This is a genomic window from Paraburkholderia gardini (genome assembly GCF_907164575.1).
Lineage (GTDB): Bacteria > Pseudomonadota > Gammaproteobacteria > Burkholderiales > Burkholderiaceae > Paraburkholderia > Paraburkholderia gardini.
The window spans coordinates 96128-108540 of record NZ_CAJQYY010000018.1; the positions used below are offsets into that span (position 1 = coordinate 96128).

General features: G+C 63.9%; 12 protein-coding genes. All 12 read right to left on the reverse strand.

Annotated features, from left to right (window positions below; translation table 11 throughout):
- Window positions 1–23: 23 nt before the first annotated feature.
- Window positions 24–1238 (reverse strand): flagellar hook-associated protein FlgL, encoded by a 1215-nt coding sequence (flgL, locus tag LPA34_RS16270; protein WP_228979932.1) that lies wholly within the window; start codon window positions 1236–1238, stop codon window positions 24–26.
- A 14-nt stretch (window positions 1239–1252) separates the two neighbouring features.
- Complete coding sequence (flgK, locus tag LPA34_RS16275) at window positions 1253–3250, reverse strand: flagellar hook-associated protein FlgK (RefSeq protein WP_228979935.1); 1998 nt, start codon at window positions 3248–3250, stop codon at window positions 1253–1255.
- A gap of 162 nt (window positions 3251–3412) precedes the next feature.
- Entirely contained in the window at window positions 3413–4174 is a 762-nt protein-coding gene (locus LPA34_RS16280) for a flagellar brake protein (protein WP_228979938.1), read from the reverse strand.
- 267 nt (window positions 4175–4441) lie between these two features.
- On the reverse strand, window positions 4442–5371 hold the full coding sequence (gene flgJ / locus LPA34_RS16285; protein WP_228979943.1) for a flagellar assembly peptidoglycan hydrolase FlgJ: 930 nt from the start codon (window positions 5369–5371) through the stop codon (window positions 4442–4444).
- A gap of 9 nt (window positions 5372–5380) precedes the next feature.
- Window positions 5381–6610, reverse strand: coding sequence for a flagellar basal body P-ring protein FlgI (locus LPA34_RS16290; RefSeq protein ID WP_407672606.1), 1230 nt, complete (start codon window positions 6608–6610; stop codon window positions 5381–5383).
- A 2-nt stretch (window positions 6611–6612) separates the two neighbouring features.
- Window positions 6613–7323, reverse strand: a complete 711-nt coding sequence (gene flgH, locus LPA34_RS16295; protein WP_228979946.1) for a flagellar basal body L-ring protein FlgH — start codon at window positions 7321–7323, stop codon at window positions 6613–6615.
- A 41-nt stretch (window positions 7324–7364) separates the two neighbouring features.
- Window positions 7365–8153: a flagellar basal-body rod protein FlgG gene (gene flgG / locus LPA34_RS16300; protein ID WP_228979948.1), complete on the reverse strand. Its 789-nt coding sequence runs from the start codon at window positions 8151–8153 to the stop codon at window positions 7365–7367.
- A gap of 41 nt (window positions 8154–8194) precedes the next feature.
- A complete protein-coding gene (flgF, locus tag LPA34_RS16305) occupies window positions 8195–8953 on the reverse strand; it encodes a flagellar basal-body rod protein FlgF (protein ID WP_228979950.1) in 759 nt (252 codons plus the stop codon).
- Between the two features lie 23 nt (window positions 8954–8976).
- Window positions 8977–10491 carry a flagellar hook protein FlgE gene (locus LPA34_RS16310; RefSeq protein ID WP_228979952.1) on the reverse strand — a complete coding sequence of 505 codons (1515 nt, stop codon included), beginning with the start codon at window positions 10489–10491 and terminating at the stop codon, window positions 8977–8979.
- A 33-nt stretch (window positions 10492–10524) separates the two neighbouring features.
- The gene (gene flgD, locus LPA34_RS16315) at window positions 10525–11241 is read right to left on the reverse strand and encodes a flagellar hook assembly protein FlgD (RefSeq protein ID WP_228979955.1); all 717 of its coding nucleotides are present in this window, start codon (window positions 11239–11241) and stop codon (window positions 10525–10527) included.
- 11 nt (window positions 11242–11252) lie between these two features.
- The gene (gene flgC / locus LPA34_RS16320) at window positions 11253–11681 is read right to left on the reverse strand and encodes a flagellar basal body rod protein FlgC (RefSeq protein ID WP_228979957.1); all 429 of its coding nucleotides are present in this window, start codon (window positions 11679–11681) and stop codon (window positions 11253–11255) included.
- Window positions 11682–11788: 107 nt separating this feature from the next.
- Window positions 11789–12280 (reverse strand): flagellar basal body rod protein FlgB, encoded by a 492-nt coding sequence (gene flgB / locus LPA34_RS16325; RefSeq protein ID WP_228979960.1) that lies wholly within the window; start codon window positions 12278–12280, stop codon window positions 11789–11791.
- Between the last annotated feature and the right edge of the window lie 133 nt (window positions 12281–12413).

Genomic DNA, 12413 nt, shown 5'->3' on the forward strand with positions numbered 1-12413 from the left:
TCCAGATCAGAAAAACCGCAGAATCAATTCCCGATGTAATTAAACAGCGACATCTTCTGAATCATCGAGAACCCCTGCTGCGCCGCCTGCAGCGAAAACTGCACCATCGTGTACTTGCTGATCACCTGCGTCAGGTTCGTCTGCGTCAGATCCGCCAGGTTACTCTGGGTCTGCAGGTTGTTGCTCTGCGTGACCGTCTGCAACGCCGTCAGTTCATTTTCCCGTCCGCCCACCGATGCCTGAACCGTGATCACGTTGTTCAACGTATTCGCCAGCTTGCCCATCGCCGTCGAAAGCGCATTCGTCAGGTTCGCCGTGCCCGCGCCCGGTGTGACGGGCGTCTGCAATGCCGCCACCGCCGCATCGATGTTCGCGAACACATCCGTGCCCGACTGCGTGGCCGGCGTCACCGAGAACGAATCGCCCGCTGCCGGGGCGCCGGAAATCGCCACAGTCTGACCGCCCAGCGTGATCGCCGTGCCCGACGTGAACGTCTGCGCCGCGGTTGTCGATCCAGCCGTCACGTCCGTCACCGTGTACGTGGTCGGGCTCGTGAAGTTGATCGTGTATTTGTCGGCGTTGGTCGGATCGGCCGGATTCGTCGTGCTCACCGTGCCGATCGTGCCTGACCCAGTGTTGGTCGTACTGCCAGCCGGAATCGAGTTCGTGCCGGTCGGCGAAACGCCGAGGAACACTGTCGCGCCGTTGTCGCCGGCTGCGATCTGACGGGTGCCCGTGACCTGCACGTACTGCACGCCGCTGTCGCCGTTGTATTGCACCGCGCCCGACGCGTTCGTACCGAACGGCTGCGACGTCGTCTGGTAACCCGCGAACAGGAAGCTGCCCGAGCCGTCGGTGGCGTTCGCCTGCGACAGCAGCTGGCTGCGCAGACCCTGCAACTGGGTCGCGAGCGCGCTACGGTCGCCGTCGTTCAGCGAACCGTCGCCGGCACGCACGAGCAGCGTGTTGATGTTCGTCAGGATGCCGTTGACCGTACCAAGCGTCGTATCTTCCGACTGCAGCGACGAAAGCGCCGCGTTCTGGTTGCTCGAGTACTGCGACAGCGTCGCAGCCTGCATGCTCAGCTGCACGGCCTGCGCCGCGCCCACCGGATTGTCCGACGGCGTCGCAAGGCTCACGCCGCTCGACAGTTGCTGATACAGCTGCGTGAGCTGGCTTTGCTGATCGTCCATCGTCTGGACGTTCATGCCGAAATACTGGGTCGTGGAAATGCGCATATGCGTTCAACGCCTCAATTGAAAATGCCGAGGATGGTCTGGAACAGCGTGTCAGCAGTCTGGATCACCTTGCTGTTCGCCTGATACGCCTGCTGGTACTGCAGCAGGTTCGCGGCTTCCTCGTTGATGTTCACACCCGAAACCGATTGCTGGGCTGTCGTGATCTGCGTGACGAGCGAGGCCTGCGCCGTGCTCTGCGCGTCGACGTTGTTCGTCTGGTTACCGATGTCGTTGACGTAGTTCGCGTATGCGTTCGTCAACGTCACCGTACCGCCGTTCAGCTGCTTTGCCGTGACCAGCGCGGACAGCAACTGTGCGTTACGGCCGTCGTTGGCGCCACCGGTGTTCGCCGCGATCGTGAACGTGTCGTTGTTCGAAGGCGCGCCGCTCAGGCTTACCGTCACGCCGTTCATCCAGCCGCCCGCCGGCGGAGCGCCCGTGCCGGCGTTGATCGTCAGCGTCGCACCCGTCGCCGGGTCGTACGGCACGCCCGTGCCGGCCGTGGTGATCGTGACCGTCGAAGGCGGCGTGCCGCCCACCGTGACGACCGACCCCACCGGGAAACCGGTCAGCTCGCCCGTGCCCGAGTTGTACGTGAGCGTCGTGCTCGAGCTCGGCAGCGTGTAGCCCGCCGACACCGAACCCTGCGTGATCTGGCCGGAGCCGCTGTTGGTCGACGTCGCCGACGCCAGCACCGGCGCCGAAGCGGCAATCGCGGAGCCAACCGAGGTCGTCAGCGCGAAGTTGTTCAGCGCGCCGCGCGTGGGCTCGATGGAGAACTTGTCGCCCGCGTTCATCGTGCCGGACACCGAAAGCTGCAGGCCGCCGATCGGCGACGCAAGGCTCGTCGACTGGCCGACGACGGTGCCCGTCGCGGAATCCGTCAGCGTGTAGTTCGTGCCGTCGAAGGAAAGCGTGTAGTCGCTCGTCGTCGGCTGCGCGGCGTTCGCGAACGATGCGCTTAGCGTAGCCGTGCTCGTGTTCTTCGAACTGGCGTAGACGGTCGGCGAGCCGACTGTGAACAGCGCGCCGCCCGGGTTGCCAGACAGGTCGATACCGAGCGCGTTCTGCGCGTTCACCTGGGCGGCAAAACTCGTCGCGATCGCGCCGAGTTGCGCTTCGGCCGGATCGAGCGACTGGCTGCGGAACGTGAGCAGACCGCCAAGCTGGCCGCCAATGTCTGCCGAATCCGACAGAACCTGCGGCGTCGGCGCCGGGTTCGCACCCACGAGGCCGGCGTACGCCACTGACAGTTCGGTCGGATCGCCCGGCGACGTCTGCGTCGTGAGGTTGAAGCTCTTGTCGCTCATCACGAGCGGCTGGCCGTTACCCATGAACACGCTGTAACCGCTGCTGTTCTGCACGACCTGCACGCCGACGAGCGACGACAGGTTCGACACGGCGAGGTCGCGCTGGTCCATCAACTGGTTCGGCGGCTGGCCCGAGGTGCTTTGCGCGGCGATCTGCGCGTTCAGCGACGCGATCTGCGCGGTGTACGTGTTGACCTGCGCGACGGTATCAGTCAGCTGCGTGTTCACGCTCGTGCGCAACTGGTCGTACTGTTCGCCGGTGGCGTTGATCTGATCGGCAAGCGCTTGCGCATTGCTCATCGCGGTCTGGCGCATCGCGTTGTCGGACGCACTGTTCGCGACATTCTGCAGACCGGTGAAGTAGCTCGTGATCGCCGTCGAAATACCCGAAGTCGGACTGCCGACCAGGTTGTTCAACTGCGAAATCATGCTGTAGTAGGTAGACAGCGAACCGGCGCCCGACTGCGCGGTGTTCAGCTGGGTCGCCAGGTACTGGCTCCACTGACGCTGGACGGTCGTCGTCGACACGCCTTGCGGCAGATATCCGGAACCGGTGTACTGTCCGCTCGTTTCCGAGTAGACAGGACGCTCGATCGAATAGCCGGGCGTTGCCTGGTTGGCGATGTTCTGGCCCGTCGTCGTCAGCCCCCACTGGGCTGCGTTGAGTCCGCTGAGGCCGATGCTGAAAAGGTTACTGGACATGCGTCATCCTGAGAGGCGACGCTGATGCGCCGCCGAGTTGACTGAACACCATGTATATCGGCCCGGCCGCGAAAACATTGAGGGCCAATTGCGTCGGGCGAAGAGCTTTTCGCGCGCGCCGCGCGGGTCGTTCCGGGCACGCGGCGCGTGCCCGTCAAGCCTTCAGGCGCGCACCAGCGAGCGCCGCTTCATTTCGAGCTGCGTGATAAGGCGTTGAAGCGTGTTCTCCGCATTGCCCGGCAGCGTGACGAAACGGAAACCAAGCTGATAGCACGCCGCGCCGTTCGGCTGCGTGATCGCGCGATGGGAAACCAGTTCGAGGTCGAGATACAGCGTGCCGAGTGCGCCGAGAATCAGCTCGCAATCGGAGAGCACCGCGCCCATCGGAAGGTCGGCGATGCGCTCGTCGTTCGTGCGTATGCCGACGCCACCCAGCGACAGGTCGTGTACTTCAAAACGGAACGCGCCGCCGTCCGCGAGCTGGCCCTTGCAGAGATAGGGATTGAGCACGGGCGCATCGACGCGGAAATATTCACGACGCTGCACATAGAACAGCACTTCGGGGAATTCGGCCACGAAGGCCGGACGGCCTTCGTATTCTGTTTCACGCGGCGTGGCGGTCGAAAACTCGACACGAACGCCATCCGGCGACGCATGAAAGCGGCCGCGCGGCGCGGCAAGCAAACCCTCGTTCTGCTCGGGAAGACCACCCCAGTCGAAGGTGAACGTCCGCGCGCGCACATCCACATCGAGGATCTTCGTGACGAGCTGGCCACTCTTGTACTGCACGGTCAGAAAATCGCCACGGATGGCGAGGTTGCGTAGCTGGACGCCGATTTCCAGCGGGTTCCGGCGACCGAAATCGTTACCGCTCCCGGCGTCTTCTGCCTGAGTTTTATCGCCGTTCGACTGGTTGGTATCCATGTTCTTGCCAGTGTGCCTGTTCTTGCGGGCGGTCTACCGGGCAGGAAGGGCGGCTTTTGAAGCCGTCGTCCTTCGCCTGTCAACGCGCGTTCAACCGGAATACTTTCACTTCTTTCCCGTATCGGGTGTAACTGATTAGCGGCAGCGCGCACCCAAAGTTTAGGGCACCACCGTTAATTTTTCCCGGCAAACGTTTAATTCCTGCCCGCGCGAGGCGCTGGCCCGCCGCGATGTGAACCTGCGCACCGCTCATCCGCAAGCCCTGCTTCACCCCATTTTCTGCATGATCGAGATGAGCTTTCTCGCGTAATGCGGGTCGGTCGCGTAGCCGGCGCGCTGCATGCCGGTCGCGAAACCGTTCACGTCGTGCGAGCTGTTGAGCACCTGCGCGTAGCGCGGATTCGACTTCAGCATGCTCGCGTAATCGGTCATCGCGTCTTCGTACGAATCGTAGGCGCGGAATTTCTCGACCACGCGTTGCGGCTTGCCGTGTACGTATTCCGTCGTGACGGTCGACACCGTCTTGCCGGTCCAGTCCTTCGTCGCCTTGATGCCGAAGACGTTGTGGCTCGTCGAGCCGTCCACCTTCTTGATCTCGCTCTTGCCCCAGCCCGATTCGAGCGCGGCCTGGCCGATGATGAAGCGCGCCGGAATACCGGTCGCTTCGCTCGCCGCCTGCGCCGGTGCCGCGAGCCGGTCGACGAACGCATCGACTTTCGGCGAGCTGCCGTCGCCCTTCACCGGTGGCGTCAGCGCGCTGTTCGCCGAATAACCGCGGCCGGATTGCAGCGCGCCGTTGTTCGCCGGATTCGCGTAGGCCTTCGCGAGCGCGTTGAGCGCGGCGTTGTTGCCCGCGTTCGCGTCACCGGTCTGCATGCCGGAATTGCGCATTAACTGCTTGAGCATCGCGTCCGCCACGCCGATGCCCTTGTTCGACAGTTGCTGCGCGAGCTGCTGGTCCATCATCGACGTGAACGTGGCCGTGTCGTGCGAATCGAACGGACCGTCCTGCGGCGTCGCATCGCGCATGCTCTTCAGCATCATCTGCGTGAACACGGCATCGAACTGCTTCGCCGCCGATTTCATCGCTTCCTGCGGCGAGTTCTTCGCCTGGGCGCGCAGTGCGTCGAAGCCCTGGACGTCGAGCGCGAAGCGTTGCGACAGGTCGTTTGCCGCGCTGGTGGGATCTGAATTCATCACGGTTCCTTAGATGATTTCGAGGTCGGCGCGCAACGATCCGGCCGCCTTCATCGCCTGCAGGATCGACATCAGATCTGCTGGCGTGGCGCCAAGCGCGTTGAGCGCCTTGACGACGTCGGCGAGATTCGCGCCGGCGTTCACGTACTTGAGCGCGCCGTTATCCTGCTTGAGCTGGATCTGCGACTGCCGCGCGACCACCGTCTGGCCGTTCGAGAATGCGCCCGGCTGGCTCACCACCGGCTGCGTATTGACGACCACCGAAAGATTGCCATGCGCGACCGCGCAGTTTTGCAGCGTCACCATCTGGTTCATCACGATCGAACCGGTGCGTGCGTTCAGGATCACCTTCGCGGCGGCCTGCGCCGGTTTCACATCGAGGTTCTGCAACTGCGCCATGAACGACACCTGTTGCGCGGGATCGGTCGGCGCGCGCAGCTGGACCGTGCGGCCATCCAGCGCGACCGCCGTGCCGAAACCGAATGCGTTGTTCACGGCCGCGGTGATGCGCTGCGTCGTGTCGTAATCCATGTCGTTGAGTTCGAGCTGGACCGTGCCCGACTGCGAGATCGTGGTCTGCACCGCACGTTCGACAATCCCGCCGTTCGTGATGCGGCCGGCCGCGAGCTGGTTGACCTGAACCCGGCTGCCGTTCGCGCTCGCCCCCGCGCCGCCGACGGCCATGTTGCCCTGCGCGAGCGCATAGACCTGGCCGTCCGCGCCCTTCAGCGGCGTGAGCAGCAGCGTGCCGCCACGCAGGCTCTTCGCGTTACCGAGCGACGACACCGTCACGTCGATCGCTTCGCCCGGCCGCGCGAAAGGCGGGAGGGTCGCCGTCACCATCACGGCGGCGACGTTCTTCAACTGCATGCTGGTAAGCGCCGACGTACCGGTATTGCTCGATCCGGCGGACTGGTTGTTGATCGAGATGCCGAGGTTCGCGAGCATGTTCGCGAGCGTCTGCGTCGTGAACGGCGTTTGCGTCGTCTGGTCGCCGGTGCCGTCGAGGCCGACCACGAGGCCATAACCGATCAGCGGGTTGTCGCGCACGCCCTGGATCGATACGAGATCTTTCAGGCGCTCGGCATGCGCGACGGACGTGCTGAGCGGCAGCACCACGCATGCCAGCGCGCAGAGTGCGAGCGTGCGGCAGACGTTGCGAAGGCGCGCGGCGCCTGATGCGCCCGAGGTGCCTGACGTGCGCGCGGAGCCCATGCGGCTAAAAAGTGCGAAGCTCATGATCACCACGGCGCGAGATTGAGGAAGAAGCGTTGCAGCCAGCCCATGTTCTCGGCCTCGTTGATATAGCCCTTCGCGGAATATTCGATCTTCGCGTCGGCGACCTGGGTCGAGTACACGGAATTCAGGCCGGAGATCGTGTTCGGATTGACGACGCCCGAAAAGCGCACGAACTCGTTACCCTGGTTGATCAGCATCTGCTTTTCGCCGCTCACGTTCAGGTTGCCGTTCGGCATCACGCCCGTCACGGTCACCGTGATCGTGCCGTTGAACGTGTTCGACGCGTTCGCGCCGCCTGCCGCCTGGAACGTGTTGGTGCCGCTCGCGTCGAGGTTCACCTTGCCGAACAGGCCGGAGAGGAACCCCGCGGTCGGCACGCCGAACTTGGTCGCGCCGTCGCGGTTCGCGTTCGCGCCCGAGGACTTCGTCGCGTTGATGTTTTCCGCGATCACGATGGTCAGGATATCGCCGACGTTGCGCGGCCGCTGGTCTTCGAAGAGCGGCCGACCCGCGTAACCCGGATTGAAAATCGAGCCGGGCGACTGCTGCGAGGGCGGCAGGGGCGGGGCGGCCGTCATCGGCTGCTGGACGATCGGCTGCGTCGGCACGAGTGCGCAGCCGCCGAGGGCGGCGGCGAACGTTCCGGCGAGCGCGAGCAGCCGCGCCGCGCGCGCGCCGCGTGTGATTGCCGGGATACCTGTGAAATGCGACATCGTGATTACCGTTTCTGTTAACCCTGTCATTTACCGACCGGTCAGACCGGCATCTGGCTCAGGGTCTGCAGCATCTGGTCGGAGGTCGTCACGGCCTTGCTGTTGATTTCGTACGCGCGCTGGGTCTGGATCATGTTGACCAGTTCCTGCACGACGTTCACGTTCGACGCTTCCACGTAGCCCTGATTGAGCGAGCCCGAGCCATTCAGGCCCGGTTGCGACACGATCGGCGCACCCGACGACGACGTTTCCGCGAACAGGTTTTCGCCCTTCGCGTCGAGGCCGGTCGGGTTGATGAACGTGGCGATCTGCATCGAGCCGATCTGCGTGCTCGTGCTCGACCCTGCCTGCGTGATCGACACCACGCCGTCGCTGCCGATCGTGAGCGACGTGGCGTTCTGCGGAATCGTGATAGCCGGAATGACCTGATAGCCGCTCGACGTCACGAGCTGGCCCTGCGAGTTGGTCTGGAACGAGCCGTCACGCGTGTAGGCGTTCGAGCCGTCCGGCATCAGGACCTGGAAGAAGCCCGCGCCGTTGATCGCGACGTCCTTCGAATTGCCGGTCTGCTGCAGGTTGCCCTGCGTGTACAGACGTTCCGTCGCGACCTGCTGCACGCCCGTGCCGACCTGAATGCCGGACGGCAGTTCGGTCTGCTGCGTGGAGTTCGCGCCCGGCTGGCGGGTGGTCTGATACAGCAGATCCTCGAACACCGCGCGCGAGCCCTTGAAGCCGTTCGTGCTGACGTTCGCGAGATTGTTCGAGATCACGTCCATCTGCGCCTGCTGCGCATTCATGCCGGTTGCAGCGATATAGAGTGAGCGGTTCACGGTGATTCTTCTCCTGAGTGCAGGCGGGCCCGCAGTCTGTATTAACTGAAGTCGAGCAGCTTGTTGGCCGACTGGTCATTCTGGTCGGCGGACTCGATCATCTTCGTCTGCATCTGGAACTGACGCGCGTTGGTGATCATCGAGACCATTGCTGCAACCGGGTTCACGTTGCTGCCTTCGAGCGAGCCTGCCGCGACCACCACGTTCGGATCGGCGTCGGCGGGGTTGCCGTCGGTGGTATGAAAGAGGCCGTCATCGCCGCGCGTGAGCGTGCCCGGCTCCGGGTTCACGAGCTTCAGCTGGTCGATGAGCGCGATCGACGTCGGCGGATCCCCCGGGGTCAGCGCGGAGATCGTGCCGTCCTTGCCGATGGTCACCTCCGAACCCGGCGGCACCGACAGCGGGCCGCCGTTGCCGACCACCGGCAGGTTGGTCGCGGTCACGATCTGGCCGTTCTCGTCGACGTGCAGGTTGCCTGCGCGCGTGTACGCCTCGTTGCCGTCGGGCGTCAGCACCGACAGCCAGCCCGGACCCTGAATCGCGACGTCGAGCGGGTTGCCGGTCTGCTGGATCGGGCCGGGCGTGTAATCCGCGCCCGGCGTCGACGACAGCACGAAGGTGCGGGTCGTATCGTTGTTGACGGTGCTGCCGTCGCCGAACGCCATCGGCACGGCCCGGAAGGTCGCGAGCTGCGCGCGAAAACCCGTTGTCGACGTGTTCGCGAGGTTGTTCGCGACCAGTGCCTGCTGTTCGAGCGCCTGGGTGGCGCCCGACATCGCGGTATATATGAGCCGGTCCATGATGGTGTCGGTGCGTGCTGCGCTTACAGGTTGATCAACGTGTTATCGACGGCCTGCTGGGTCTTGATCGTCTGCGCGTTCGCCTGGTAGTTGCGCTGCGCCGTGATCAGGTCCACCAGCTCGCTTGTCAGATCGACGTTCGAGTTTTCCACCGCGCCGCCCTGCAGCGTGCCGTGATTCGTGCTGCCCGGCGTCGAGATCTGCGCGACGCCCGAAGCGGCCGTCGCTCCGTACTGGTTGTTGCCGAGATCGACGAGACCGTTCTGGTTCGCGAAGTTCGCGAGCACGATCTGGCCGAGCGCGGCCGTCTGGCCGTTCGAGTAGTTACCCGTCAGCGTGCCGTCCTGGCCGATCGTGAAATTGGTCAGCGTGCCGGCGGCGAAACCGTCCTGGTCGAGCGAGTTCGTGCCGTCCTTGCTGCCGAACTGCGTGGTGCCGCCGATACGCAGCTGCAGGCTTTGCGGTGTGGCTGAACCGTCGGTGGTCGGGATCGAGAAATCGAATGCCAGCGGCGTGGCAGTCGGGTTGCCCGCATTGTCGGTGGTGCTCACCAGATTGCCCGAGCTGTCGAAGGTCGCCGTGCCGATCTTGCTCGCCGTGCCGGTCGACACGCCCGCGTATACGTCCCACGAGCCTGCTGCCGTCTTCACGAAGTACATGTTGACCTGCTGCGCGCCGCCGAGCGAGTCGTACACCGGCACCGACGTCGGATAGCTGTAGGTCGTGCTGTCGGTCTGGTCGAACGGGACGGACGTCGGCGACACGGTAACCGTGTCATTGACTGCCGGGACACCCGCGAGCGTCACCGTCTCACCGGTCCCGAGCGTGATCGGCGAGCCGTCCGTGTAAGTTGCGCCCGTGACCGAAGGCGTCGCGCTGCCATTGACGTAGACGTCATACGTCGTCGCGCTCGTGAACGTGATCTGATAGGTGTTGGCGTTCGTGCCGGCGGCGGTATTGGTGATCGCCGCGCCGCTGCTGGTCACCGTACCCGTGTTGGTGCCGCCGAGCGCCACGCCTGGCGTACCGAGCACCAGCGGATCCTGCGCGTTCAGATTGAGGCCAGCCGTGATGGTGCTGGTCGTCGTCGGCGGGATGTTCGCGGTCGGCACCTTCAGCGGCACCGTGTTCGCCGAGTTGATGATGCCGTTCGCGTTGGCCGCGTAACCCATCAGCTGCAGGCCGTCGGCGTTGATGATGAAGCCGTTCTTGTCGAGCTGGAACACGCCGTTACGCGAATACGTCAGCGAGCCGTTGTTCGACATCTGGAAGAAGCCGTTGCCGTTGATCGCGACGTCGAGCGCCTGATTCGTCGTGTTGATCGTGCCTTGCGAAAACTGTTGCTGCACCGAGGCGAGACGCGAACCGATACCGATCTGCGTGTTCACCGCGGTTGCCACCGAATTCGCGTACATGTCGGCGAACTGCGCAGAGCCCTGCTTGAAACCCACCGTGTTCGCGTTGGCGATATTGTTGCCGATCACATCGAGGTCGCTCGACGCGCCAGCCAGCCCGCTCAAGCCTTGCTGATAACCCATGACATTCTCCGTATCTGAAGTATCTGGATGCAGTTAGATGATGGCGGCGATGTCGGTCAGTCCGACCGTGCTGCCCGTCGACAGCACGAGGCCCGCCGTGCCGTCCGTCTGTTTGATCACGCCTTGAACCGTGCCGGCGGACAGCGTCGTCGCCGTCGCGGCCTTGCCGCCGACCGTGCCGGTCGCGGTAATCGTGTAGGTGCCGTCCGGCAGCGCGTTGCCTGACTTGTCGACCGGTGTCCAGCCCACCGGCACCGTGCCCGCCGACTGCTTGCCGAGGTCGAGCGTGTTGACGATCGTGCCGGCCGAGTTCTTGACGACGATCTGCAGGTCGGACGCGTCGTTCGCGAGCGTGACGCCGAAGCCGGTCGCCTTGCCGCTTGCCACCTGGAACGTGTTGCCCGGGGCGAGCACCGTCGAGCCGATCAGGTTCGCGGCCTGCGTCTGCTGGCCCGCGGTCAGTTGCGTCGAGAGCGACGTGAGCGACGTGTTCAGCTGGCTGATGCCCGTCACCGTGTTGATCTGGGCCAGCTGCGAAGTCATCTGCGAGCTGTCCATCGGATTCGTCGGGTCCTGGTTCTTCATCTGCGCGATGAGCAGTTGCAGGAACGTGTTCTGCAGATCCGAGCCGCTTGTCGCGCTCGAGGTCGAGCTGGAGCTGGAGGACGAACTGGCCGTGCCGTTCATCGTATCGAGCAACGTCTGCGATATGGCCGGGCCGTTGTTACCGATAGAGGTGTTGGTGGTCAAGGAAATGCTCCTCAGGTTCCGATCGTTAGCGTTTTCAGCATCAGCTGCTTCGCGGTATTCAGTGTTTCGACGTTGGCCTGATACGAGCGCGAGGCCGAAATCATGTTGACCATTTCCTGCACCGGATCGACGTTCGGCAACGTGACGTAGCCGTCTGCATTCGCGGCCGGGTTACCCGGTTCGTACGACGTTTTCATCGGCGTCGGATCGTCGATGACGCCCGTCACCTGGACGCCGCCGATCTGCTGGCCGGAGCTCGTGCGTGCGCCGCCCGCGATCGGGCTGACGCCGAACACGACCTGCTTGGCCTTGTACGGCTGGCCGTCGGGACCGGTGGTGCTGTCCGCGTTCGCCAGGTTCGACGCCGTGACGTTGAGCCGCTGCGACTGCGCGGACATCGCCGAACCGGCGACATTGAAAATATTCATCAGGGAAGGCATGGCTTCTCGACCTCTCTTGCCGGTGTCCGGCTATTAATCCCGTAGCGTGTGGTTTCTGGCGGTACTCAAATCAGATGCGGTGATGCGTGATATTCCTGCGTGCCTGCTTACGAACCCGACGTGATCGCCGAGAGCATGGTCTTGATCTGTTGCGACAACACGGTCATGCCCGACTCGAAGTGCAGCGAGTTGTCGGCGAAGTTCACGCGCTCCGTGTCGAGATCGACGGTATTGCCATCGAGCGACGGTTGCGCCGGAATGCGGTATGCGACCGTGCCGAAGTCGTCGGTCGGGCCGCCGGTGGCCTGAAGGGTCTGCTTGCCCGGCAGGTGTCCTGGCTGCGTCGACACCATCGACATGCCGCTCGTCACACCGGCGGGTTGCGTCATGGCGAGCGTCGAACTGTTCGACGCGCCCTGAACGGCGCCGCCGCTCTTTTTCAGCGCGCCGGCAAGCGCCGACGAAAAATCGACATCGCGTGCCTTGTAGCCGGGCGTGTCGGAGTTGGCGATATTCGAAGACAGCAGCTCCTGACGGTAGGCGCGCACATCGAGCGCCTGGCGGCCAAAAGCGAATTCGGCATCGAGTTTGTCCAGCATTGATCTTTCCCCATGACGGTCCGGGGCTTCCTGATCGGCCGATGTGCGCTTTGCGCGAGGCGCAGCGAACGATGATGGCGACCATGAAGGCCTTTTTGCATGTGATGCATCTTAGGGGCCGGCGCCAGGCGGC